17 protein-coding genes, 1 tRNA gene and 2 pseudogenes are annotated in these 24,696 nt (G+C 68.8%); 5 read left to right on the top strand and 15 right to left on the bottom strand.

The window, feature by feature from the left end:
- Window positions 1–491: 491 nt before the first annotated feature.
- Window positions 492–1,412, bottom strand: coding sequence for a glycosyltransferase (locus ABZ823_RS22555; RefSeq protein WP_361663139.1), 921 nt, complete (start codon window positions 1,410–1,412; stop codon window positions 492–494).
- A gap of 758 nt (window positions 1,413–2,170) precedes the next feature.
- Between ABZ823_RS22555 and ABZ823_RS22550 the strand changes: the two genes are divergently transcribed.
- The 4 genes and pseudogenes from ABZ823_RS22550 (at window position 2,171) to ABZ823_RS22535 (ending at window position 6,243) form a co-directional block, all read left to right on the top strand.
- Window positions 2,171–2,896: an RNA methyltransferase gene (locus ABZ823_RS22550; RefSeq protein WP_361663136.1), complete on the top strand. Its 726-nt coding sequence runs from the start codon at window positions 2,171–2,173 to the stop codon at window positions 2,894–2,896.
- A gap of 148 nt (window positions 2,897–3,044) precedes the next feature.
- A pseudogene (locus tag ABZ823_RS22545) lies at window positions 3,045–3,362 on the top strand (transposase); the annotation flags it as partial.
- A gap of 829 nt (window positions 3,363–4,191) precedes the next feature.
- Window positions 4,192–4,578, top strand: coding sequence for a hypothetical protein (locus ABZ823_RS22540; protein WP_361663133.1), 387 nt, complete (start codon window positions 4,192–4,194; stop codon window positions 4,576–4,578).
- A 201-nt stretch (window positions 4,579–4,779) separates the two neighbouring features.
- Entirely contained in the window at window positions 4,780–6,243 is a 1,464-nt protein-coding gene (locus tag ABZ823_RS22535; protein ID WP_361663130.1) for a hypothetical protein, read from the top strand.
- 205 nt (window positions 6,244–6,448) lie between these two features.
- On the opposite strand, the gene ABZ823_RS22530 is transcribed toward ABZ823_RS22535, so the two are convergent.
- From ABZ823_RS22530 to ABZ823_RS22520, 3 genes are read right to left on the bottom strand one after another with little or no spacing between them, the layout of a single operon-like run.
- On the bottom strand, window positions 6,449–7,207 hold the full coding sequence (locus tag ABZ823_RS22530; protein WP_361663127.1) for a glycosyltransferase: 759 nt from the start codon (window positions 7,205–7,207) through the stop codon (window positions 6,449–6,451).
- Complete coding sequence (locus ABZ823_RS22525; protein ID WP_361663124.1) at window positions 7,204–7,389, bottom strand: hypothetical protein; 186 nt, start codon at window positions 7,387–7,389, stop codon at window positions 7,204–7,206. The genes ABZ823_RS22530 and ABZ823_RS22525 overlap by 4 nt, the downstream gene beginning before the upstream one ends.
- Window positions 7,379–7,534: a GntR family transcriptional regulator gene (locus ABZ823_RS22520; protein ID WP_361663121.1), complete on the bottom strand. Its 156-nt coding sequence runs from the start codon at window positions 7,532–7,534 to the stop codon at window positions 7,379–7,381. The genes ABZ823_RS22525 and ABZ823_RS22520 overlap by 11 nt, the downstream gene beginning before the upstream one ends.
- A gap of 92 nt (window positions 7,535–7,626) precedes the next feature.
- On the opposite strand from ABZ823_RS22520, the pseudogene ABZ823_RS22515 reads away from it, so the two are divergent.
- Window positions 7,627–7,898: pseudogene (locus ABZ823_RS22515) on the top strand (integrase); the annotation flags it as partial.
- Window positions 7,899–7,945: 47 nt separating this feature from the next.
- On the opposite strand, the gene ABZ823_RS22510 reads toward ABZ823_RS22515, so the two are convergent.
- The 11 genes from ABZ823_RS22510 to bldG all read right to left on the bottom strand — a co-directional run bounded on the left by ABZ823_RS22510 (window position 7,946) and on the right by bldG (window position 24,689).
- A tRNA-Thr gene (locus ABZ823_RS22510) sits at window positions 7,946–8,019 on the bottom strand.
- 107 nt (window positions 8,020–8,126) lie between these two features.
- Window positions 8,127–9,674, bottom strand: coding sequence for an alpha/beta hydrolase (locus tag ABZ823_RS22505; protein ID WP_361663119.1), 1,548 nt, complete (start codon window positions 9,672–9,674; stop codon window positions 8,127–8,129).
- A gap of 304 nt (window positions 9,675–9,978) precedes the next feature.
- On the bottom strand, window positions 9,979–11,184 hold the full coding sequence (locus ABZ823_RS22500) for a DNA polymerase III subunit delta' (protein ID WP_361663116.1): 1,206 nt from the start codon (window positions 11,182–11,184) through the stop codon (window positions 9,979–9,981).
- A gap of 167 nt (window positions 11,185–11,351) precedes the next feature.
- A complete protein-coding gene (gene tmk, locus ABZ823_RS22495; protein WP_361663113.1) occupies window positions 11,352–14,615 on the bottom strand; it encodes a dTMP kinase in 3,264 nt (1,087 codons plus the stop codon).
- A gap of 126 nt (window positions 14,616–14,741) precedes the next feature.
- Window positions 14,742–17,585: a type I DNA topoisomerase gene (topA, locus tag ABZ823_RS22490; RefSeq protein WP_361663110.1), complete on the bottom strand. Its 2,844-nt coding sequence runs from the start codon at window positions 17,583–17,585 to the stop codon at window positions 14,742–14,744.
- Between the two features lie 254 nt (window positions 17,586–17,839).
- Window positions 17,840–18,037 carry a hypothetical protein gene (locus ABZ823_RS22485; protein WP_361663107.1) on the bottom strand — a complete coding sequence of 66 codons (198 nt, stop codon included), beginning with the start codon at window positions 18,035–18,037 and terminating at the stop codon, window positions 17,840–17,842.
- Window positions 18,038–18,655: 618 nt separating this feature from the next.
- Window positions 18,656–20,176 (bottom strand): class I SAM-dependent methyltransferase, encoded by a 1,521-nt coding sequence (locus tag ABZ823_RS22480; protein ID WP_361663104.1) that lies wholly within the window; start codon window positions 20,174–20,176, stop codon window positions 18,656–18,658.
- 64 nt (window positions 20,177–20,240) lie between these two features.
- Window positions 20,241–20,849: a small secreted protein gene (locus tag ABZ823_RS22475; RefSeq protein WP_361663101.1), complete on the bottom strand. Its 609-nt coding sequence runs from the start codon at window positions 20,847–20,849 to the stop codon at window positions 20,241–20,243.
- Window positions 20,850–21,077: 228 nt separating this feature from the next.
- On the bottom strand, window positions 21,078–23,480 hold the full coding sequence (locus ABZ823_RS22470) for a sodium-translocating pyrophosphatase (RefSeq protein ID WP_361663098.1): 2,403 nt from the start codon (window positions 23,478–23,480) through the stop codon (window positions 21,078–21,080).
- Window positions 23,481–23,809: 329 nt separating this feature from the next.
- Window positions 23,810–24,244 carry an ATP-binding protein gene (locus tag ABZ823_RS22465; protein WP_361663095.1) on the bottom strand — a complete coding sequence of 145 codons (435 nt, stop codon included), beginning with the start codon at window positions 24,242–24,244 and terminating at the stop codon, window positions 23,810–23,812.
- A gap of 103 nt (window positions 24,245–24,347) precedes the next feature.
- The gene (bldG, locus tag ABZ823_RS22460) at window positions 24,348–24,689 is read right to left on the bottom strand and encodes an anti-sigma factor antagonist BldG (RefSeq protein ID WP_010986038.1); all 342 of its coding nucleotides are present in this window, start codon (window positions 24,687–24,689) and stop codon (window positions 24,348–24,350) included.
- Window positions 24,690–24,696 lie beyond the last annotated feature (7 nt).

Here is a 24,696-nt window from a genome sequence, read left to right as displayed (position 1 = left end):
GACCGCCGCGTTCCGCCGTGGACTTCGCATCCGCGTGCGGCGAGTTCCGGCCGTCCGGCCCCCGTTGCCCTCCGGAGGACCGGCCGGCTCGCGGCTCCTTCCAGAACCGTTGGCCACATGTTAGCGATCTGTTGGCGTGGCCTGATCTGATCCCTTCATCGGATCTGGCCCGACGGTGCGCGCGTAGATGCGCAGCTCGGGGGAGTGTCGCCGCCGTGGCCGGATTCCGGAAGCACGAGGGCCCGGTCGGCGGAGGTGAACGACCGGGTCCTTCGTCATTCGGGAAACCTGGGGAACGGGCCGGGTCCTGGGACGAGGCCCCGGGAACGGGGTCCTGGAGTGGATTTCCACACCCGCCCCGACAGCCTCTCCCCGGCCATCCGCCCCCGGCTCGCCGAGGATCTACTCAAGGACGTCGTTCTACTCAGGACGGTTCCACCCAAGCACGTTCTCCTCAAGAAGGTTCCAGACGTTCCGCTCGAGGACGCGTTTTAGAGGACAGGCGGTCGGCCGAGCCTCGTCAGTCGCCACACGGTGCGCCAGCGCATGGGCCGCCGTTCGCCGCCCGAGGTCCGCAGACCCTCCACGAACCCGCCGAACCAGGCCCTGAGCCCACCGACCGATCGTGTCCGCAGAAGGGTGACAGCGATCCAGACCCCGAGGTGCACGGGGATGAGCGGCAGAGGCAGCCGCCGCCGCACGAGCCACACGCGGTTGCGCGCGGTGACGCGGTAGTAGATGGCGTGCCGGGCGGGTGAGGTCTTCGGGTGCTGAAGAAGCAGTTCGGGCGCGTAGAGGATGGTCCAGCCGGCATCGACGGCGCGCCAGGCGAGGTCCGTCTCCTCGTGCGCGAAGAAGAACTCGGCCGGCCAGTCCCCGGTTTCGGCGAGCATCGCCATCGACAGCGCATGCCCGCCCCCGAGAAAGCCGGTCACCGGTCCGCCCCGCAGGGGATCGGCGGCCCCGACCCTCGGCACGTGCCGCCGCTGGGTCTCGCCGTGCTCGTCGGCGATCCGGAACCCGACGATGCCGAGCCGGGGGTCGGCCGCGTAGAGATCCCGTACGCGCCGGAGTACGTCGGCGTCCACCAGGAGCCCGTCGTCGTCCAGTTCGACCACGACATCGACGTCCCCGAACTCTCGGAGCCGGGCAAGGGCAACGTTTCGCCCGCCGGGGCAGCCGAGGTTCTCGTCGACCTCGATGCAGGTGACCTCACCGGGAAGGCCGAGGCGCTCGGCGAACTCGGGGAGGGGGCAGCCATTGCCGACGACGACGATGCGGGACGGGGCGAGATCCTGCTTGGCCACCGAAGTGAGGAGGGCATCGACCTCGGCGGGACGGTTACCCATGGTGACGACGGCGACGGCGATACGGGGCCCCGGCTCCTGCTGCGCCTGCGACACGACACCCACCCCATCCCTGCCGACGACTGTGCACGCGATGCTAACCGTTAACCAAGAGGTCGCCAGGAGTCCTTTGGTTCTCCTCGTGCCGGATGATTTTCTGACCGGTAGCGCACATTTCCGCCCGCCGACGAGCGGGCCCGTCCCACCGCCACCCGACGCAAGCGCCGGCATGTCCACCGGCCCCACCGGCCACCTCGGCGCATGCCCCCGGTCCCACGCACGCGGAGCGCACGAGCGTCCGAGCCCAGAACATATCGCAGACATCGCGCCCGCCGAGCGCACGAACCGGCAATTCCCCGCCCATCACCTAACTCGGCAATATCGACCCACCGACCCCAGGGATCGATTAATTTCCGCCCGGCAACCCACTTGCAAGCCCATTCTCCACACACGACACCATTAACCGAATTCCACCAGCAGACCGAAATACCCGTGCCCCGTCCCACGGAACCCCGGACACCTCCACCGACGTCACCATCGCCATCGCCCGCCCCACAGTGCCCCACACAGCCGTGGCCGCGCCCTGTCGTGCGCTTGGCCGGCGCGAAGCGGCGGCCCACCAGGTCCGGTACCCTGGCCGGGACCGCGCGCAGTGCACAAGAGAAAGGGGACGGAGGATCGGAGCCCGAAGGGCGCCGTGATTCCCACCGCCGATGCCGTCGATCCCGCGGGCTGGTTCGCCCAAGGAAATTTCCAGCCCCAGCAATCCTCATGTGAAGGAACTCGCAGCCCTCCGTCGCCGACGGAACAGGCAGAATTCCGGAGTGACCCTCGTGGAGGGATATGAGGAGCTGGATCTCGCCCTGCGGGCCGGTGTCCGTCCCCGCGAACTGTATTTCTGCCCCGCGCTGACCGGAGGTTCGGACCCGAGGGACGTCCTGGCGCGCGCGGCCGAACGCGGTGCCGCCTTGTTCAGCCTGAGCCGGCAGGCCTTCGACAAGGCCGCCTACCGCGAGGGCCCGGACGGCTGGCTCGCCGTCGTACCGGACATCGAGACCGACCTCTCCCGGATCGAGGTCGCCGACAGGTCGCTCTTCCTCGTGTGCGAGAGCGTCGAGAAGCCCGGCAACCTGGGCTCGATGCTGCGCACCGCGGACGCGGCCGGAGTGACCGCCGTCATCTCGGCCAACCCGGTGACCGACTGGGGCAACCCCAATGTGATCCGGGCCAGCAAGGGCACTGTCTTCGCCGTCCCGATCGCCTCGGCCGACTCCAAGGAGGTCATGCACTGGCTGGCCGAGCACTCGGTGAAGGTCGTCGCCACGACCCCCGACACGGATCTCCTGATGGCGGACGTCGACATGTCCGGTCCCACGGCGATCCTGGTCGGCAGTGAGAAGTACGGCCTGTCGGACCAGTGGCTTGCGGGCAGCCACACCAAGGCGAAGATCCCCATGTTCGGTCAGGTGGACTCGCTCAATGTCGCGGTGTCGGCCGCCCTCTTCACCTACGAGGCCGTACGGCAGCGCATGGCAGCCGGACAACGCTGAAGGACCCCGCCCCTTCGGCTCGACGGCGCTGCGTCTCCCGGACAGGGTCAGGTGGTCCCCCGCCGTCCCTGTCCGAACCACCGACCCTGCCCAACGCGCCGCCTACTGAGGTTGAACGCGTGGTGTCGCGAGGGGGTGACCCCTGCATGTGCTGATCGCCGCACACCAGCAGCTCGGCGGTCCGATTGTGCTCGTCTGGGATGGCCTCAACGTCCATAAGGCTGCCGGACTGCAGGACTTCGCCGCAGCCCCGGCCTGGCTGACCATCTACTACCTACCGCCGTACGCACCGGACCTCAACCCCGTCGAGGGCATCTGGTCCCTGCTGCGACGTGGCTGGCTCTCCAACGTCAGCACCCCTGAGCACCTCAGGCACTGCATCCGACGCGGTCTACGCCACATCCAGTACCGAAGCAGCCTCATAGACGGCTGCTGCTTCGGGACCGGCCTGACGATCTACCCTTGACCGCCGGAGATAACCCACAGCAATCAACCTCCCATAACCGACTGAGCCCAGGCGGGGCGATGATCGCGGCGTTCCGTCGAATAGCCGGTTAGCGCGGCCGTCTCTGTCCGCCCCAGCACTCCCGGATCGGGAGGGAACTCATCAGTCGCTGGTGCCGGGCGGTACAGGCGCCTATGGCTGGGCAGTGGCACCTCGGTCAACACGTCGGTCCGCATCATCCCCAGCCCGAAGCAGTCGTCATCCTTGTCATGGATCAGCACCTGCACACTCGCCGGATCCGGCCACGCCAGGGACTCCGGGTGCTGCATCAGCCCCTCCCGGGGGCGCATCCGATTGAACTCAACGAGCCATCCGCCCACGAACATGTCGAGCGGCTCGAAGTGACCCTGCCAGCTGCGCGAGGGAATCCGGCCGGGACAGGGGATCCATCACCTCGTCCGCATACGGCGCCAACACGATGACCTGGGCGATTCTGCTCATGCCCGAAGTATCGGCGCAGACGAATGGGCCTCGGCAATCGAATTCAAAGACGGGGGCAAGCCGCCCGACGCCAGAAAAAAGGGGGACGTCGTGGCTGGGGCGGTCGGCTCCACGGCTTTACGGAGCCGCTTTGGCGCGACCCTAAAGCCGCTCCACCGGCCTCTCCGTGATCGACAGGCGCGGAGCATTGCTTGTCAACCTGCGCGACGCGAGAGAGATCACCTTTCCCCCGAACCGAGCAGATATGGTCACAGCAGGCCCGCTTTACCTGCATATGCGTGCATTACCGTCATGAAAGAACGATCTCTTCCCGCGCCCCCCGGCACTGGGTGCCGTACGCGGGGGCAACATGGAGCAACTGGAGCGGCTGAATGTTGCCCGTTCACCCCACAAGGCTGCGGCTCCTGCAGTACATTCCATTGCCATGACGACTGATGTTGACCTCTGGGATCGCCTCCAATCTGCTGTATCCAAGGTCGCTACACGGACCGAGGAACTCGGAGACTCGAAGAATGCATTTGGTCTCTGGACGAACGCATTGACCGCCGCCATCAATGCTGGCGACTTCGAAGAAGCAATTCGCCTGTACGAGAAGGTCAGCGACAAGTACACGGCCTTGGAGAATCCGGACGCATGGATGACCAACGTGATCTCTAGTGCCACGGGACGCCTCGTCGCACTCGCACGCCAGCGGAGCGGCGACGCGGATCCGTCTGAAACCGGAAACAACGAGTGAACCTAGGGCCCCTTTCGGGGCCCTTCATTTTGACGCACTGACTGACATTGAAGTCACTGAGACACATTGAATAACACTCGAAGAGCAAGGCTCTTTATTCAAAGCGGCCTCTCGACAGTAGCCGCTGCCGCACTGGCAAGAATATGGCCACTCAACGGAAATGAAGTTCGCGCCGACTTCTTTCTGTCTGTATCCGCGTCCGTGCTGACCGTGTTCGGCCTGGCGTTTTCGATGGTGCTCCTTTCTAGCGATCTCGGCCAAGCGCGAGGGCGAATCAGCTACCGACATTCTTTCACCTGGGAGGTTAATTTTTACCTCTTTCTTTTCGCTGCTATCGTACTGTGGTGTCTACTAGTAGCCTATGCAGCAGATGGGGAGAAACTGAGCGGGGGGCGCCTTTGCCTTACTGCTGGCCACAACCTCTGTATGCAAGGGAAGCGGATTAGTCAAATCAGCATCGGATCCACCGCATTGCTCATTTTTCTAATCTTTCCATTCATTGGATTCATCTACCGCGGCCTCAGTCCGCATCAGGTGCTGGCGGATCGGGCTCATCTGATTGCACGATCGCGCAGCGCCCAACAAATGGTGCGCCACGTGTCCGAGTTCCAACGTCAGACGATTGCCTTCCAGGGAGACCTGGACGTAAAGGTTCTAGCCTCCGCAACTCAAGCGCTGGAAAGTGCCAGCACGGCCATACTTAATTCCAAACGCCGGCGGCCCATATGGCCGCAGCTGGCCGAGGAGATCATCTCGACTATTGGAACCTTGAACGGAAGATTTCATGGAGATCCGCACACCGCGATCCACGTGCTCCGCTTCTCCGCCGACTGGATCGAATCCACTCTTGGCCAAATAGGGAACTCTCCGCAAAGTGTTCCAGGGCTAACTAATCGCGGAATCGCAAACCTGCTGCGATCTCTCACGGAGATTTACAATCGGAACCTTCGCCGATACAGCGAGGGTGAACTATCTACAGATGTGGCGCTTGAGAGCCTACGCGCCATCAACGGCGTCGCAGGAATCAGCCACGATAGGCGAATTAGCCTTAGTTTTGCTCGATCGGCATCGGATATTCTCACCTGCCTGCGCGCCGGCCCCGACGCTGTGACTCAGCGAGGTCTAACTGGCTGCCTTGGCGGACTTATGCGATTGACCGTCACTGCAGTCAATGCAAACTCTGATCTAAACCCATCCCATATCGTTAAAGAGTTGGCAGACGGTGTCGCCGCTCTGGCAGGGTACGAGAATTACAGATTCTCACCAGGGTTTGTCGACGACTTCGGCAAGGTTTGCAAGCCACTCGTCCTTAACGGCTCAGGCGCCGTAGACCGCAACCTCGCAGATGCTACAGCTCAATTGCCCGCGCCCATTCTGCTCTGGCTCGCCAACGAGCTGGAACGCAGCGTAGGCGAGATATTCGCCCACAAATGGGAACTACAGGTAGCAGAGCGGGCGCTCCAATTGCAGCAATGGGATCAGGCGGCAGCGTATTCCGTTAGGGCCTGTGAGGGCTTCATTACATGCCGCGAGTTGAGTCTGGCCGTAACGGCTTATATCGCATTCTCCGATGCCTACACGGAAGGTGGGTACGTTCACCCTGGGCGCACCCGAGGCCTAACAGACGGGTTGCGACGGGCTCTTGCTGATTCGTCTGGGCCTTGAAATTCCCCTGCACCACGTCGAGCTGTTGCGTCAGGGGCACCGTCGTCGCGCCCATCACGCTCGACGCTGACCGTTGGACGTCCCTCAGCCATGCACCACAACCGCACCGGCTCGAGCGGGGAATCACGGTGAGAGCAGCCGAGACTGAACAGCCCCCGCCTCAGCCCCTCGCTGCCGCGCGGACGGTCCGTGAATCCGTAGGCCATCATCCTCCCGCAGACCACCGCCGGCCGGTGGCATGTAGGGCTTCCGCCTGTGCTCTGACGACGACTCGAAGGTGATCCGCGTCAGCAATACCGACGTACCCTGCTTGCGCGGTCGTTTGGCCGGGATGCTTTCGGTAAAAGCCACCTGGGGCTTCGATCATCCACCCGTCAGAGACGGCAGCGCAGAGAAGAACGACGGCGACTGTCTCCCATGCAGGTAGGGTCGGCCACCCCCCTACTTCAAGCAGCAGCGGCGTTCGCACCGTCAACTGTTGCCCCAAAACCGGAAAACGATCCTCATCGTACGCAGTCAGCAGCGTCTCATAGGTGAGAGGCCCCTCCGGGGGATCGTACGGCCCGGCGACCGTGGACCCATCCGGCAGCAGGTCCAGCCCCGCGGATATGCACCATCCCATCTCCGGGTGCTCTTCCATCGCGGCGATATCCCGTGCCAGGGCTCCGGGGGTGATCACGTCATCGGCGTCTAGCGTGCGTACCAACTCGCCGGTTGCTCGCGACAGGGCCATTGTGCGGGCCGCTCCAGCGCCGCCTTTACCCGCCGTTCCAGGCGAGACCCAGGGCTCATTCGGAAGAGCGTTGAGTGGCCTGCCCGTGGTCCCGTCCTCCTGGACGAGCCACTGCACATCCCACCCATCGGGAAGACGATCACGCTCGTCCCGAACGGACTCGTACGCTTCTCGCAGGTATTTCTGCCCTCCGTCATAGACGGGCGTTACCACGCTGAAGATTCGAGTCATGACCACCGCCTAATGTCCTGCTCTTCCATCTCAGTGTCGGTCGGCATCGAGGCTGTCACCCAGTCCTCGATGCGGTCGACCTCGACGCCCACGGTGTGGAGTTGGTGCAGGGCACCGCCGGGCCAGGGCGCTCGTTCCAGGTCGAAGAGTCCCGGGTTCTGGCCGGCGAGGTCATGTGGCATGTACGAGATGGACCTGCCGGCGCCCCTTATGCGCTCTGGCCAGCTCGTTCACGGTGGGAAACCGGTCACCAGGCGCATACTCCCCCCTCCGGATCTCAGCGGCCAGCGCATCGGCCAGCTCCAGGTACTTCGACGTGTTTGCCATGGCTGCACTCTCTCACCCCACTTGCCCACACGTCACAACCAACGCAAGTTGCCTGCATCCATGTCGCGTTGACTGTTTGACCCAGTCACCGGATCGACGACCGCCGCCTGTACGACGGCGGCCGCCACACCGCCGGCACGATCCTGAACGGGCTGGGTGTGGCCATGCCGACGATCATGGAGATTCGGCACACCCCGATCAGTCGGACGAGGCGGTACGTGAAGGGGAGATCACCCCTGTCGAAGGACACGATGCGTCGCATGGGGGACGCCTTCATGCCCCGTCCGGAATCCGCTACTGAGACCAGAAGGGAGACCATGGACAGCCGCGCGGCCGAGCCCTCCGCCGTCGCCGCGTGCGCTGAACGCGAAAACCCCAGCTCAGGCAGTATCTGAGCTGGGGTTCGGGTAGAGCCGCCTTCGGGATTCGAACCCGAGACCTACGCATTACGAGTGCGTTGCTCTGGCCATCTGAGCTAAGGCGGCGCGCTGACCGCACTATGGTGCGATCAGCAACGTCGGTAAGTCTACACAGTTTCCGGTGGTGCTCCGACCAGCCCCCGGAAGCGACGCCTCCGGGGTGGCCGGGGCGGTTACGAGCAGCGTTTCCCCTTCGCCGGTGGAGTGCCACGCAGCAGGTACGCGTCGATCGCCGAGTCGATGCACTTGCTGCCACGGCCGTACGCCGTATGTCCGTCACCGTCGTACGTCAGGAGCCTGGCGGAGGAAAGCTGGGACGCCAGGGACCGCGCCCAGCGGTATGGGGTCGCCGGGTCGCGGATCGTGCCGACCACCACGATGGGTGCCGCACCGACGGCCTCGATGCGGTGCGCCTCGCCCGTCGCCCGCACCGGCCAGTACGCGCAGCTCAGCGAGGCCCAGCCCAGCCCCCTGCCGAAGACCGGTGACGCCTTCTCGAACGCCGGGAGCGCCTTCTCCACCTCCTCCGGGCTCGAGAACGCCGGAGGAAGATCCAGGCAGTTCACGGCCGTGTTCGCGAACATCAGGTTCGAATACCTGCCGTGCGCGTCCCGCTCGTAGTAGCTGTCGGACAGGACGAGCAGCGCCGTCCCGTCGTGATGCTTCATCGCCGACGTCAGCGCCTCGCGCAGCTGGGGCCAAGCCGCCTGGTCGTACATCGCGGCGATCACCCCGGTCGTGGCCAGGGCCTCGCCGAGTTTGCGGCCGCTCACGTCGCCCGTCCGCAGGGGGGACGCGTCGAGTTTCCCGAAGAAGGCCTTCAGATGGTCGCCGACCTTCGCCGGCGAGGTCCCCGGGCCGCCCAACGGGCAGTCGGGGTGCCGGACACAGTCCTTGGCGAAGGACTGGAACGCCGTCTCGAAGCCCGCCGTCTGGTCCTCGTTGAGCCTGCGGGAGGACAGGGAGGGGTCCATCGCGCCGTCCAGCACGAGCCGGCCCGCCCGGTCCGGGAACAGCCCCGCATACGTCGCCCCGAGGAACGTCCCGTACGACGCCCCCACATAGTTCAGCTTCCGGTCGCCCAGCACCGAGCGCAGGATGTCCATGTCACGGGCCGCCTCGACCGTCGAGACATGGCGCAGCAGGCCGGCCGAATGCCGCCCGCAGCCCTCCGCGAACCTCTTGTCCGCGGCAACCAGCTGGTTCACCTCCGTCCGGTTGTCGGGCGTGAGGTCGGTCTGGGCGTACGCGTCCATCTGGCGGCCGTCGAGGCACTTGACCGGCTCGCTCTGGCCCACGCCGCGCGGGTCGACCGCCACCATGTCGTAACGGGCGCGGATCTCCGACGGATAGCCGACGCCCGCGTGCTGCTCCAGATAGCCGACGGCTGAGCCGCCCGGCCCGCCCGGGTTCACCAGCAGCGAGCCGAGGGGCTTGCCGTGGCCCGTGGCGCGCTTGCGTGCCACGGCCAGTTTCACGTCGCCCGCGGCAGGGCTGGCGTAGTCGCGGGGAGCCTTCATCGTGGCGCACTCGAAGCCGGGGACTCCGCAGGGTCTCCAGGTCAGCTTCTGCGCGTAGTACTGGGACAGCGCCGACGGCGTGGCCCGGGGCAGCGCGGCCAGCACCGCGTCCGCCGCCGTCGCCGACGTCGCGTCCCTGGCGGAGCAGGCCGATGCGAGCAGCGCGGCGGCGGCTAGCAGCGTGCCGCCCGTCCGCATCATCCGGGGCGGACGGAAGAGACGGAGAAGGCCGGGACGGCGGGACGGACGGGGACTGCGGAGGCGGTGGGAATGGGGGGACGGTCCGGGAATGCGCCTGTTCTGCATCTCGTGAGCGTAACCCTGAGCAATGCATTGATCGCTGTCCGTCGCCTCGTCCCTTCGTACGAGTGACGCGGTCAATGCGTCGTGAGCCGTCTCCCCCACACGGCGGACCGCCCCTTCCGGACCCGCGCCTCCGTACCCTCGCGGGCCAGGTCTCTTCCTCGCCCTCTCAGCGCGCCTGCCCCCTTCACCGCACGCCCTCTCACCCGGCCCGCAGTGCCATCGTCATGGCCTCGACCGCCAGCAGCGGTGCCACGTTGCGGTCCAGGGCCTCCCGGCAGGCGGCGATCGCCTCGATGCGGCGGAGTGTGGACTCGGGCGTGCTGCCCCCGGCCAGGCGCTCCAGGGCGTCCTCCGCGTCCGCGTTGGCGAGGGCGATACGAGAACCGAGCTGGAGGGCGAGCACATCACGGTAGAAGCCCGTGAGGTCGGTGAGGGCCTGGTCCAGGCTGTCGCGCTGCGTACGCGTCCTACGGCGCTTCTGCTTGTCCTCCAGCTCCTTCATCACGCCCGCCGTGCCACGGGGCATCCGGCCGCCCTGTGCCGCACCCAGCGCCGCTTTCAGCTCCTCCGTCTCCTTGGCGTCCACCTCCTCGGCGAGCTGCTTGGAGTCCTCCGTGGCCGCGTCGACCAACTCCTGCGCCGCCCTGAGGCAGCCGCCGATGTCGTCGACCCGCAGCGGGAGCTTCAGTACGGCGGCACGGCGGGCGCGGGCCCGCTCATCCGTGGCCAGGCGGCGGGCGTGGTCGACGTGGCCCTGGGTGGCGCGGGCGGCGGCGTACGCGATCTCCGGCTCCAGGCCGTCCCGCCGTACGAGCATGTCCGCGACCGCCTCCACGGGCGGTGTGCGCAGGTTGAGGTGGCGGCAGCGGGAGCGGATCGTCGGCAGGACGTCCTCCAGGGACGGGGCGCACAGCAGCCAGACCGTGCGCGGAGCGGGCTCCTCCACCGCCTTCAGAACCGCGTTGGCCGACTTCTCGTTCAGCCGCTCGGCGTCCTCGACGAGGATCACCTGCCAGCGGCCGTTCGCCGGTGACGTGAACGACTTGCGGACCGTGTCGCGCATGTCGTCGGCGAGGATCTGCGTGCCCACGGCGGCGACCGTCGTCACGTCCGCGTGCGTGCCGACCAGGGTGGTGTGGCAGCCGTCGCAGAAGCCGCAGCCGGGGGCGCCCCCGAGCGCGCGGTCGGGGCTCACGCACTGCAACGCCGCGGCGAACGCCCGCGCCGCCTGCGTACGCCCCGCGCCGGGCGGGCCCGTGAACAGCCAGGCGTGCGTCATCTTGGAGGCTTCGGGAGGCGGGGTGTCGGCGGCGGCCGCGGTGACGAGGGCGTCGGCATCGCGGGCAGCCGCGCCCAGCTGCTCACTCACCTTCTCCTGCCCCACCAGGTCGTCCCACACGGTCACGGGACACCGCCTTTCCGTCGTACGCGCCCTACCGCGATCCATTGTGCGGGTCACCACTGACAACGAGCCGGGCAGCCGAGACAGCCGGCGGTCGGCGTCCTACGGGACGGAGGGCACACGGAACGGCAACGGCCGCGCAGCCGCGCGAGCCCCCGGGCGCCCCCCTCTCAGCGGCGGCGGCCGCTCCCGTCGTCGTCCCAGCCCTCGTCCTCACGGGGGCCGAGCAGCTCGTCCGCCAAGGTCGGGAGATCGTCCAGCGGGGTCTCCTCCGCCCAGTCCGGACGAGGCCGGCGCCGCGGGCGGCCCTCGCTGTCCATGTGCGGCAGCTCACGCGTGCGGTCCTCGGCCCCGTCGGGCCGCGGCGTCGCGCGCTCGTCGCGGAAGAAGCCCGGCGGCACCCGGTCCGCGGGGTCACCGGCGCCGCCGTCCCGCACGGGCGGCAGCACGGCCGTCTCGTCCCCGGCACCCGGCACCACCGGCGGCAGCACGGCCGTCTCGCCCGCGGCACCCGGCACCACCGGCGGCAGGACCGCGGTCTCGTCGGCCGCACCCTGTGGCTCCGATGGCCTCGGGAGCTGCGCCGTGGTCTCGGCGTCGCTCTGCCCTGCCCGCACCGGCGGCAGGACAGCGGTCTCGTCCGCCGGCCCACCGGACGCGTTCGACGGCGTCACCAGCGGTGTGGACACGGTGGTCTCGTCGTCCGGCGGCGAGACCGAGGAGCCGCGCGAGGACGCGCGCCCGGAACGGGACGCTCCGGCACCACCGCCGGTCGTCCCCGAGGCCGTCGTCCCGGAAGCCGTCGTACCCGAGGCCGCCGCTGCGGCCGAAGCCGCCGCCTCGGCCGCGGCCCGGCGGGCCTCCTCCGCCCGCAGCAGCGCCTCCTCGGCCTTGCGCTGTTTCTCCAGGCGGCGCGTCTCGGCCTCGGCTCGCAGCCGGGCCTCCTCCTCCGCCTGCTGGCGCCGCGCTTCCTCCTGAGCCTTGCGACGGGCTTCCTCGGCCGCCCTCGCCTGCTCCTCCGCGAGGAGGCGTGCCTGCTCCTCCTCCGCGCGCCGACGCGCTTCCTCGGCCCGCTGCCGGGCCTCCTCGGCCTGCCGTTCCGCCTCGCGGCGCTGTGCCTCCTCCAGCTCGCGCCGCTTGCGCTCCTCCTCCTCGGCCCGGAGCCTGGCCAGCTGCTCCTGGCGCTCGCGCTCCAGCCGCTCCTCCTCGGCCTTGCGCGCGGCCTCCTCCTCGGCCTTGCGCCGGGCCTCCTCCTCGGCCTTGCGGCGCGCCTCCTCCTGGGCCTTCACCTCGGCCTCTGACAGCGGCAGCAGCTGGTCGAGCCGGTGCCGGATGACGGCCGTGACCGCCTCGGGCTCCTGACCGGCGTCGACGACCAGATAGCGCCCGGGGTCGGCGGCGGCCAGCGTGAGGAAACCGGAGCGTACGCGCGCGTGGAACTCGGCCGGCTCCGACTCGAGCCGGTCCGGAGCCTCGGTGAAGCGCTCGCGCGCGGCCTCGGGTGCCACGTCCAGCAGCACGGTGAGATGAGGGACGAGACCGTCGGTCGCCCACCGGTTGATACGGGCTATCTCGGTCGGGGACAGGTCGCGGCCCGCTCCCTGGTAGGCCACGGACGAGTCGATGTACCGGTCGGAGATCACGACCGCGCCCCGCTCCAGGGCCGGCCGTACGACCGTGTCGACGTGCTCCGCGCGGTCCGCCGCGTACAGCAGCGCCTCCGCGCGGTGCGAGAGACCGGCGCTGGAGACGTCCAGCAGGATCGAGCGCAGCCGCTTGCCGACCGGCGTCGCTCCCGGCTCGCGGGTCAGCACGACCTCGTGCCCCTTGGCGCGGATCCACTCGGCGAGCGCCTCGGCCTGGGTGGACTTCCCGGCTCCGTCGCCGCCCTCCAGGGCGATGAAGAAGCCGTTGTCGGCGGGCCCTTCCACCGGGTCGTCGCCGCCACGCAGCGCATCGCGCAGGTCCTGCCGCAGCGGCACCCCGGAGCGGTCGTCGACCTTGGCGAGAACCAGGGCCGCCACCGGCAGCAGCAGTGCGCCGACCAGCATCAGGGTGAAGGCGGCGCCCCCGTGCGCGAACACGAACTTGCCGTTCTCCAGCCGGTGGGGCCCGATCGCCGCGGCCACCACCGGCGCCGCCAGCGCGCCGAGAGCGACGAAGACCCGTACCACCGCGTGGAGGTGCTCGGTGATCCGGGCCCGCCGGTGGTCCTCGGCCTCCTGGTCGAGCAGCGCGTGCCCGGTGTTGGCGGCGACGCCGGCGCCGACACCCGCGAGGGCTGCGATCAGCAGCACGCTGGTGACGTCTGGGACGAGCCCGCCAGCGAGCAGCGCGACCCCGGTGAACGCGATCGCCAGGGCGAGCAGCCGACGCCGCGACAGCGACGGCAGCACGCGAGGCGCCGTACGGATGCCCACGACCGTGCCGCCGGTCATCGCCAGGATCAGCAGGCCGTACATCACCGGGCCGCCGCCCAGGTCCTTGGCCAGCAGCACGGAGACGGCCACGGCGGCCGAGACGGCCCCGGCGACGGCCGCGCACGCCGGCACCAGCAGCGGGATCGCGCCCGTACGGCCCTTGTCCACGCCCCCGCCCGTCCTGGGACGGCGCAGGCCCTCCAGCGGCGACCGCGCGCGCGGGGTGCGGGTGCCGGGCAGTTCGAGGGAGGTGACGACGGAGAGGGAAGCGGCGAACAGACCGGCCGCGACGTACGAGGACAGGGCCGCCTGGTGCTGGGAGAACCAGGCGACGCCCGTGCCCAGCAGGTTGTTCAGCAGCGACACGAGGACGAGCCCGGCGGCCGCCAGCGGAACCGCCACGAAACCCGTACGCAGCGACAGGCGCCGCAGCGCGTCCATGTGGTCCGGCAGCGGGCGCACCGTCGCGCCCTCGAGCGGCGGCGCGGGCAGCAGGGCGGGTGCCGCGCTCTCGCGGCACACCGTCCAGAAGCGCTCGGCGACGCCGGTGACGAAGGCGGTGACCAGCAGCACCGCGAGCGCGTCGTCCGGTGTCCAGTCGATCCACAGGGGGGCGACGATCAGCAGAGCGGCCCTGAGCCCGTCCGCGCCGACCATGGTCCAGCGGCGGTTGAGCGGCCCCTCCTGGGAGGTCAGCGCGGTGAGCGGACCCAGGAGGACGGCCCCGAAGAGCAGGGTGGCGAGGATGCGCGCGCCGAAGACGGTCGCGATCGCGAATGCCACGCCCCGGTAACCGCCGCCGAAGGAACCTTCGGCGATGGCCGCCTGGAGGGTGAGCATGACAAGGACAAAGAGGGCAAGTGCGTCACCCACCCCGCCCACGAGCTGAGCGCTCCACAGCCGCTTCAGCTGTGGTCGGCGCAGCAGGGCGCGGACGGCGCGCTCCCGGGAATCTGCGACCAGGGCGTCGTCGGGGGCCGGGTCGGGGGCCGTTGGCTGCTCGGCTCGCGTCATGCTTTCAGCCTATCGGCAGCCGCGGACAGCCCATGGCAGGCGCCCGAACGTGCGCACGCCCCGTCATCGAAATGATGCCGAAGCGTGCGTCCACGGACCGCCGGCCCCGGGCCGCGGTCAGCCGGCTCAGCCCTCGGCGGTGTCCTTCGAGGCCGCCGTCTTCGCGGCGGCGGTCTTCTTCGCCGTCGTCTTCTTCGCCGTCGCCTTCTTGGCGGCGGTCGTCTTCTTGGCGGCGGTCGTCTTCTTCGCCGTCGTCGACGCCGTCTTCTTGGCCGGCGCCTTCTTCGCGGCGGCCTTCTTCGCCGTCTTCTTGGCGGGCGCCTTGGCGCGCTTCTCCGCGAGCAGCTCGAAGCCGCGCTCCGGGGTGATGGTCTCGACGCTGTCGCCGGAGCGCAGGGTCGCGTTCGTCTCGCCGTCGGTGACGTACGGCCCGAAGCGGCCGTCCTTGACGACAACGGGCTTCCCGCTGACCGGGTCCTCGCCCAGCTCCTTCAGCGGCGGCTTGGCGGCCGCGCGGCCACGCTGCTTGGGCTGGGCGTAGATCGCCTGCGCCTCCTCCAGCGTGATGGTGAAGATCTGGTCCTCGGACTGAAGCGACCGCGAGTCCGTGCCCTTCTTGAGGTACGGCCCGTAGCGCCCGTTCTGCGCGGTGATCTCCTGCCCGTCGGCATCGGTGCCGACGACCCGCGGCAGCGACATCAGCCGCAGCGCGTCCTCGAGCGTCACCGTGTCCAGGGACATGGACTTGAACAGCGAGGCCGTGCGCGGCTTGATCGCGTTCTTGCCCGTCTTCGGAGTGCCCTCGGGGAGGATCTCCGTGACGTACGGGCCGTAACGGCCGTCCTTGGCGACGATCGGCCGGCCCGTCTCCGGGTCGGTGCCCAGCGGGCGCTCGCCGCTCGGCTTGGCCAGCAGTTCCTCGGCCAGCTCGACGGTCAGTTCGTCCGGCGCCAGGTCGGCCGGGATGTCCGCGCGCTGGTGCTGCTCGGAATCCTTCTCTCCCCGCTCGATGTACGGGCCGTACCGGCCGACCCGCAGCACGATGTCGTTGCCGACGGGGAACGACGAGACCTCACGCGCGTCGATGGCGCCGAGGTCGGTCACCAGCTCCTTGAGGCCACCCAGGTGGTCGCCGTCGCCGTTCCCGGCGTCCGCGGCAACCCCTTCGACGGTGCCCTCGCCGAAGTAGAACCGCTTCAGCCACGGCACGGCCTGGGCCTCGCCGCGCGCGATGCGGTCGAGGTCGTCCTCCATCTTGGCGGTGAAGTCGTAGTCGACGAGCCGCCCGAAGTGCTTCTCCAGGAGGTTGACCACCGCGAAGGACAGGAAGGACGGCACCAGCGCCGTGCCCTTCTTGAACACATAGCCGCGGTCGAGGATCGTGCCGATGATCGACGCGTACGTCGACGGGCGGCCGATCTCGCGCTCCTCCAGCTCCTTGACCAGCGACGCCTCGGTGTAGCGGGCCGGCGGCTTGGTCGCGTGGCCGTCGGCGGTGATCTGCTCCGCGGTCAGCGGGTCACCCTCGGCGACCTGCGGCAGCCTGCGCTCGCGGTCGTCGAGCTCGGCGTTCGGGTCGTCGGCGCCCTCGACGTACGCCTTCAGGAAGCCGTGGAAGGTGATCGTCTTGCCGGACGCGCTGAACTCGGCGTCCCGGCCGTCCGCGGCGGTGCCACCGATGCGGACGGTGACCGAGTTACCGGTGGCGTCCTTCATCTGGGAGGCGACGGTCCGCTTCCAGATCAGCTCGTACAGCTTGAACTGGTCGCCGGTCAGTCCCGTCTCCGCCGGGGTGCGGAAACGATCACCCGAAGGCCGGATCGCCTCGTGCGCCTCCTGCGCGTTCTTGACCTTGGCCGCGTAGGTACGCGGCTGGGCGGGCAGGTAGTCGCCGCCGTACAGCTGCGTGACCTGGGCGCGGGCTGCGGCGACCGCCGTTTCCGACAGCGTCGTGGAGTCCGTACGCATGTACGTGATGAAGCCGTTCTCGTACAGCTTCTGCGCGATCTGCATGGTGGCCTTCGCGCCGTAGCCGAGCTTGCGGCTGGCCTCCTGCTGAAGCGTCGTCGTACGGAACGGCGCGTACGGCGAGCGGCGGTACGGCTTGGACTCGACCGACCGGACCGAGAACCGGGTGTTCTCCAGGGCGGCGGCGAGCGCCCGGGCGTTCGCCTCGTCGAGGTGGAGTGTGTTCGCGCCCTTCAGACGGCCGAGCGAGTCGAAGTCCCGGCCCTGGGCGACCCGCTTGCCGTCGACCGTCGCGAGTCGTGCCACCAGCGTCGACGGGTCGGACACGTCACCCGCGCGGCCGGTACCGAAGGTGCCGGTCAGGTCCCAGTACTCGGCGGAGCGGAACGCGATGCGCTCGCGCTCCCGCTCGACGACCAGACGGGTCGCCACGGACTGCACACGGCCCGCCGACAGACGCGGCATGACCTTCTTCCACAGGACCGGCGAGACCTCGTAGCCGTAGAGGCGGTCGAGGATGCGGCGGGTCTCCTGGGCGTCCACGAGCTTCTGGTTCAGCTCGCGCGGATTGCGCACGGCCTGCTGGATCGCGTCCTTGGTGATCTCGTGGAAGACCATCCGCTTGACCGGGACCTTCGGCTTGAGCACCTCCTGGAGGTGCCAGGCGATGGCCTCGCCCTCGCGGTCCTCATCGGTGGCGAGGAAAAGCTCGTCGGAGTCTCGTAGCAGATCCTTGAGCTTCTTGACCTGCGCCTTCTTGTCGGCGTTGACGACGTAGATCGGCTGGAAGTCGTGTTCGACGTCCACGCCGAGGCGACGCACCTCACCCGTGTACTTCTCCGGCACCTCCGCGGCGCCGTTCGGAAGGTCGCGGATGTGCCCGACGCTCGCCTCGACGGTGTAGCCGGGGCCGAGGTAGCCCTTGATCGTCTTCGCCTTGGCAGGCGACTCGACGATGACGAGTCGGCGACCGCCCTGTGCGGTCTCGCTGGTCGGGGACAACTTCGCTCTTCTCTCCGGTCGGCTGGGGCCTCCCCAGGCCTTGGTCCCGGGGTCGGGTCATGGTGACGCTGCGGAGTGTGACGGTACATCCCGCCCCCGTGTCAAACGGGAAAAGCCCGCAACGGCCACTCGAACGGTAACCCGACTACCGGCATTCCTGCCGCCCGGAGTGGCCGACAGCTCTTTCGGCCCAATCCGGAGTGTGATCTCCCAGTTACCGGAGCCTGGTCCGTAGACGACCGGGAACCGTGATGTCAGAGGCGCGTGAAGCACCACGCACCGGCGGCGAGCGCGGCCAGTGCGGCGAGGCCCGCGAGGGCGGCGGATGCGATGGGGCTCACACCGTCGGCGACGGGCTCGCGGCGGTGCAGCCGGGTCACGGTCCAGGTCAGCAGTCCGCCCCCGAACAGGGCGAACACCGTACCCGCGAAGATCGCCGGTCCGCTCTCCATGCCCTGTTCCTTCCGCTCCGACCTGTCCAGCGACCGGAGGCTGACACATCCGGGAAGCGTGCGCGCGAACCCGGGGTGAACACGCGGCGGACGACCCGCCATACGGCCCCCACGCGCCCTCTGGTGCCGCCCCGAGCGCCGCGTACGCCGTGCGGGCCGCGGCTCGCACAGGCCGACGGCGGACATGCCTCCGGCCAGGAGGCGGTACGGGCGCGTACGGGCCACCGGAATCGGTCGGCGGGAGGGATGTTGGCCGGTTTCACGCCCCCGCACCATCCCCGTCCCCCCAACGGACCGCGCGGGCGGGCAACGGTCCGCGCGTGCGGGTGCGACCCGGTCAGCCGGCACAGGCGAGCGGCCCCGGGGGGAACCCTCCGCATGGTGCGAGCGATCCGAACGACCCGCGCGGGCGCGAACGGGCCGATCAATGCGAGCGGCGCGAACGGGCCGATCATTGCTAGCGGCGCGAACGAGCCGACGGATCCGCGCGGGCGCGAACCCCTCGCACAGCCTCGCGGGCGCAAGCCCCCAAGCAGGTCCGGCCACGGGCGCGAACCGGCCGACCGATCCACGCGCGCAAGCCACCCCGGCAGGCCCGCGTGGGCGTCGTGCGCCCGGTTATCGTGCCGGTTCCAGAAAACCCTGCTCGACCAGCAACCGAATCTGTGCGGGTGTCCGGTCGCGCAGCAGTACGGGGTCCTCGCCGACGAGTTGGGCGATGGCGTCGAGGATCCGTCCCGCGCTCAGCGTGCCGTCGCAGACACCGGCGAAGCCCGCGCCGACCGTGTCCACCTTGGTGGCCCGTCGCATGCCGCGGTTCTGGCGCAGCACCACATGCTCGGGGTCTTCCGCGCCGGGCAGCCCGACCTGCTCCTGGACGACCTCGGCGGCCAGCCTGAAGTGCGCGGCGAGCAGGGCCGCGTCGTCGTGCTTCCGCAGATAGTCGATACGGTCGAAGTGCGCGCGTACCGTGTCGCCGAGCGGCTGTTCGACCGGGTGCGGCCACTCCTCCACCGTGATCGACGGTTGGGCGGCGTCCGTTCGGTGCAGGGCGATCCAGCCGAAGCCCACCGCCCGCACCTTGCGCGCCTCGAACTCGTCGAGCCAGGCGTCGTACCGCGCCTGGTAATCCGCCGTGTCGCCGCGGTGGTCGCCCGCGTCCCGCAGCCACAACTCGGCGTACTGCGTGACGTCCTGGACCTCCCGCTGCACGATCCAGGCGTCACAGCCGCGCGGCACCCACGAGCGCAGCCGGTCCTGCCAGTCCTCCCCCTCGACGTGCTGCCAGTTGGCGAGGAACTGCGCGAACCCGCCCTCGCTCAGCCGCTCCCCCGACTGCTGAACGAGCGTGCGGCACAGATCGTCCCCGCCCATCCCGCCGTCGCGGTAGGTGAGCCGGGCCCCCGGGGAGATCACGAAGGGCGGGTCGGAGACGATCAGGTCGTACGTCTCGTCGTCCCGGATCGGCTCGAACAGTGAGCCCTGGCGCAGGTCCGCGGCCGGAGCGCCGGACAGCGCCAGGGTCAGCGCGGCGATGTGCAGGGCCCGCGGGTTGACGTCGGTCGCGGTCACGCGAGTGGCGTGCTGGGCTGCGTGCAGCGCCTGGATCCCGGAACCGGTGCCGAGATCGAGGGCGGAGCCGACGGGGGTGCGGACGGTGATCCCGGCGAGGGTGGTGGAGGCGCCGCCGACCCCCAGGACGACTTTCCCGTCCCGGCTGCCGATGCCGCCCGCTCCGCCGACCGCGCACCCCAGGTCGGAGACGATGAACCAGTCCTCGCCGTCGGCTCCCCCGTACGGCCGGACGTCCACGGTCGCGGCGAGTTCGTCGTCCCCGGCGCTCACCAGCCAGCCGGCGTCCACGCACGCGTCGACGGGCAGGACGCCCTCCACGCGCGCGTGCGGCACGGGCTGTTGCAGCAGGAACAGCCGTACGAGGGTCTCCAGCGGCGTGTCCCCGCGCGTGGCCCGGAGCGCGGGCACAGTCTCGCTCCGCGCGAGCGCCGCGTACGCGGGCGCGCCGAGCAGTTCGAGCAGCCCGTCGGCTGTGAAGGAGGCCGCCAGCAGGGCTTTCCGCAGCCGTGCGGTGACGTCGGTGCGATCGGTGGACGGCAGCGTGGACAGACTGGAGTTACTCACGCCCCCCATTGTGGCTCGGGGAGGCCGGCCCCCACCGCAGCACCGGGTACCCGAAACCCGCCGTTCAGCCGGCCGTCGCCGGCGCCGAGGCAGGAGCGGAGGCGCTCTTGCAGCTGGCCTGCTTCGCCATCGCCGCGCCGACCTCGCCCGCCTCCAGCTGCTTGAGCGCCTCGTTGCCGTTCTTGCTCAGCTTGTCGAGCTGGGTCGCGATCCCCTTGAGCCCATCGGCGAACTTCGCCTGGTCCTTCGTGTCGAGCCCGTCCACCCGCTTCTTGAGGTCGGCGTAGGCCGTGGAGATGCCGTCGAGCTCCCTGACCGCGTTCTTCTGCTTGGTCGCACCGTTGTCGACATCGGGCGCGCCGGCCCGCTCGACGGCCGCGCCGATCGCCTTGTAGGCGTCGGACATGTCCTGGAAGGCCTGGGAGTCCGTCTTCCGTACCTGCTCGGGGGTGCTGTTGTCCGAGGTCTGCTTCTGGATCGCGGTACTGGCGTCCGCGATCTTCTTCGCCTGCGGCTGCACCGCGTCGCAGACCTGCTTGGCCCAGGGGCCGAGCTTGTCGTCGCTTGCGCTGCTCTTGCCGCCGCTGGTGCACCCCGACAGCGCCAGTACCAGTACCGCACCGCCGGACAGCGCGGCCGCGAGCTTCTTGTTCACCGGATTGGTCCCTTCCATGGCTCTCTCGGCCCCGGAAGATACACGCCAACCGGGCGACAGCCGCGCGGCGATTGTCGCCCATGACCGCTCTTGCAGTCATTTGCGCCAAGAGAGAGAAGGGTCACGCAGAGGGGCATGAACACGGACAGGGCGGGCGTACGGGGTCTCGATGAACCCCGTACGCCCGCCCCTATGGCACCTACGTCCTGCGCCTGACCAGGCGGAGGACGGGTGCCGTGCGGTCGGCTATGAAACCACCGCCGCGTCGGGCGACTTGGGGACCTTCTCGGCATTGTCCTCGTCACCCACGGCGATTCCGCGCCGCTTGGACACGTACACCGCGCCCACGATCACGAGGATGGCGAGGATCGCGATCAGGATCCGCACGGTGAGGCTCTTGTCGCTGCCGTACGAGAACTTGATGACCGCAGGCGCGATGAGCAGCGACACCAGGTTCATCACCTTCAGCAGCGGGTTGATCGCCGGGCCCGCGGTGTCCTTGAACGGGTCGCCGACCGTGTCGCCGATCACCGTCGCGGCGTGCGCATCGCTGCCCTTGCCGCCATGGTGACCGTCCTCCACCAGTTTCTTGGCGTTGTCCCAGGCGCCACCGGAGTTGGCGAGGAACACCGCCATCAGCGTGCCGGTGCCGATCGCGCCCGCGAGGTACGCGCCGAGCGCGCCGACGCCGAGCGTGAACCCGAGCGCGATGGGCGCCATGACAGCGAGCAGACCTGGGGTGGCCAGCTCCCTGAGGGCATCCTTGGTGCAGATGTCCACAACCCTGCCGTACTCCGGCTTCTCCGTGTAGTCCATGATCCCGGGCTTCTCACGGAACTGCCGTCGCACCTCGAAGACCACCGCTCCCGCCGACCGCGACACTGCGTTGATCGCCAGCCCCGAGAAGAGGAAGACGACCGCCGCGCCCACGACGAGACCGACCAGGTTGTTGGGCTGCGAGATGTCCATGACCAGGTTCATCGGTCCGCCGTTGCCGACCTTCTCGCCCACGTCCTGTGCGGCCGTGGTGATCGCGTCGCGATACGAGCCGAAGAGCGCCGAGGCCGCGAGGACCGCGGTGGCGATGGCGATGCCCTTGGTGATCGCCTTGGTGGTGTTGCCCACGGCGTCCAGGTCGGTGAGCACCTGCGCACCCGCCCCCTCGACGTCGCCGGACATCTCGGCGATGCCCTGCGCGTTGTCCGAGACCGGGCCGAAGGTGTCCATGGCGACGATCACGCCGACCGTGGTGAGCAGTCCCGTGCCGGCGAGCGCCACCGCGAACAACGCGAGCATGATCGATGCGCCGCCCAGCAGGAACGCCCCGTACACCCCGAGCCCGATCAGCAACGCCGTGTACACGGCGGATTCCAGACCGAGGGAGATGCCGGCGAGGACGACGGTCGCGGGGCCGGTGAGCGAGGTCTTGCCGATGTCCCGCACCGGACGGCGGCTGGTCTCGGTGAAGTAGCCGGTCAGCTGCTGGATCAGAGCGGCGAGCACGATGCCGATGGCCACCGCGACGAGCGCGAGAATCCGCGGGTCGCCGTCCTTGGCCCGGATCATCGCGTCGGAGACGCCCTTGAGGTCGGCGTACGACGACGGCAGATAGCTGAAGACGGCCGCGGCGACCAGTGCCAGCGAGATCACCGCCGAGATGAAGAAGCCCCGGTTGATCGCGGACATGCCACTGCGGTCGGCGCGCCGCGGCGCCACCGCGAAGATGCCGATCATCGCGGTCACGACCCCGATCGCGGGGACGATCAGCGGGAACGCCAGCCCCGAGTCGCCGAAGGCCGCCTTGCCGAGGATCAGCGCGGCGACGAGCGTCACCGCGTACGACTCGAAGAGGTCGGCCGCCATGCCGGCACAGTCGCCGACGTTGTCGCCCACATTGTCGGCGATGGTCGCGGCATTGCGCGGATCGTCCTCCGGAATGCCCTTCTCGACCTTGCCGACCAGGTCGGCGCCGACGTCGGCGGCCTTGGTGAAGATGCCGCCGCCGACACGCATGAACATGGCGATCAGCGCCGCGCCGAGGCCGAAGCCCTCGAGGACCTTCGGGGCGTTCGCCGCGTACACCAGCACCACACAGGAGGCGCCCAGCAGACCGAGCCCCACCGTGAACATGCCGACGACACCGCCTGTGCGGAAAGCGATCTTCATGGCCCGGTGCGAGACGGCGGTGAGGTCCTTTTTAGGCTCACCCTTCGCCGGGGTCGCCTCGCGGGCCGCGGCCGCGACCCGCACATTGCTGCGTACGGCGAGCCACATGCCGATATAGCCGGTGGCCGCCGAGAACGCCGCACCGATCAGGAAGAACACCGACCGTCCGGCACGCTGATTCCAGTCGTCCGCAGGCAGCAGCATGAGCAGGAAGAACACGACCACGGCGAATACGCCTAGCGTGCGCAGCTGCCGGGCCAGATAGGCGTTGGCGCCTTCCTGGACCGCCGCGGCGATCTTTTTCATGCTGTCGGTGCCCTCGCCCGCCGCGAGCACCTGACGCACCAGAATCCCGGCGACCACGAGGGCCGCGAGGGCGACCGCCCCGATGACGATCACGATGAGGCGGTTGCTGTCGGTCAGTACTGCCGCTGCGAGGGGTGTGGGGTGATCAAACTGTTGAGGGGTAAAAAGCCCCGCCATTCGTCCTCCTTGACGCTTGGGCTGAGCTCAAGATGTGGACGGATTGTAGGTACCGGAACCTGATCAAAACAGTGCACGGTAAGTGGATTTGGCCTCCACGTGCTCTTCAGTAAAAGATCGCACGCAAGACACATAACCCGAAAGGGGTAATGCCCCAAAACCATTGACTGGATGAGTTCTTGATCAAATTATCGGCTGATTGATCGTGAAGGAATTCACTAATACGGGTTGCGGCTGTACAAAAAGAAGGGCCCTGCACACAGCAGGGCCCTTTGAAACCGTCACGACCGTGACGAGAGCTACGGGAAGAGGGAGGCGTACGAGGCCGGTCAGGCGGGGAGCGTGGCGGGCGGCGTGATCGGCCAGCTCATCCTGATCAGTCCGCCGTCCTCCCCGGCGGAGACCTCGACGTCGTCGACCAGGCCGCTGATGACCGCGAGACCCATCTGGTCCTCCTCGGCCTCGGCCTCGTCGGCGCCCGTGGTACCCGGCGCCTTGTCGCCGGGCGCCAAATGCGGCGCCTCATCGCCGACCTCGATGGAGAACTGTTTCTCCTCCTCGGTCAGCAGCACCCGCACCGGCGCCGAGATGCCGTTGCTCTGGTGCAGTCCGACGGCCCGGGTGCAGGCCTCGCCGACAGCGAGCCTGACCTCGTCGAGTACGGCCTCCTCCACTCCGGCCCTGCGCGCCACCGCTGCCGCCACCAGTCGGGCGGTCCTGACGTGCTCGGGCAGCGCGCTGAAGCGGAGTTCAACGGTGGCCATGCATCCCCCTCGGAACTCGGGCGTGCGATCAGGGGGCCGGGCCACCGGGCCCGGTCCCCCGCTCTTACTTCAGCCGTCCGGGCGTTGCGGCCCGGAAGCGGGGTCAGTCGGTGGCCGCTACCGCTTCCTCGACCGAGGTGTGAATCGGGAACACCTTGGTGAGACCGGTGATGCGGAAGATCTTGAGAATGCGCTCCTGGTTGCACACCAGGCGCAGGGAGCCCTCATGGGCCCGCACACGCTTCAAGCCGCCCACCAGCACGCCGAGCCCGGTGGAGTCGAGGAAGTCCACGCCCTCCATGTCGACGACGAGGTGAAAATTCCCGTCGTTCACCAGCTCGACCAGCTGCTCGCGCAACTTGGGCGCGGTATATACGTCGATTTCGCCACCGACCTCGACGACCGTACGATCGCCGACGGTACGGGTCGACAGGGACAGGTCCACGGATCCT

It is taken from the genome of Streptomyces sp. NPDC047079, assembly GCF_040643755.1.
GTDB lineage: Bacteria > Actinomycetota > Actinomycetes > Streptomycetales > Streptomycetaceae > Streptomyces.
This window is presented reverse-complemented; position numbering and strand designations above follow the sequence as displayed.

Coding starts and splice junctions, on each gene's coding strand:
- ABZ823_RS22470 (WP_361663098.1), bottom strand. CDS start 23,480: ATGGCGGGGCTTTTTACCCCTCAACAGTTTGATCACCCCACACCCCTC.
- ABZ823_RS22520 (WP_361663121.1), bottom strand. CDS start 7,534: ATGGCAAACACGTCGAAGTACCTGGAGCTGGCCGATGCGCTGGCCGCT.
- ABZ823_RS22465 (WP_361663095.1), bottom strand. CDS start 24,244: ATGGCCACCGTTGAACTCCGCTTCAGCGCGCTGCCCGAGCACGTCAGG.
- ABZ823_RS22485 (WP_361663107.1), bottom strand. CDS start 18,037: ATGGAGAGCGGACCGGCGATCTTCGCGGGTACGGTGTTCGCCCTGTTC.
- ABZ823_RS22505 (WP_361663119.1), bottom strand. CDS start 9,674: ATGATGCGGACGGGCGGCACGCTGCTAGCCGCCGCCGCGCTGCTCGCA.
- ABZ823_RS22525 (WP_361663124.1), bottom strand. CDS start 7,389: ATGCCACATGACCTCGCCGGCCAGAACCCGGGACTCTTCGACCTGGAA.
- ABZ823_RS22530 (WP_361663127.1), bottom strand. CDS start 7,207: ATGACTCGAATCTTCAGCGTGGTAACGCCCGTCTATGACGGAGGGCAG.
- tmk (WP_361663113.1), bottom strand. CDS start 14,615: ATGACGCGAGCCGAGCAGCCAACGGCCCCCGACCCGGCCCCCGACGAC.
- ABZ823_RS22475 (WP_361663101.1), bottom strand. CDS start 20,849: ATGGAAGGGACCAATCCGGTGAACAAGAAGCTCGCGGCCGCGCTGTCC.
- ABZ823_RS22540 (WP_361663133.1), top strand. CDS start 4,192: ATGGAGCAACTGGAGCGGCTGAATGTTGCCCGTTCACCCCACAAGGCT.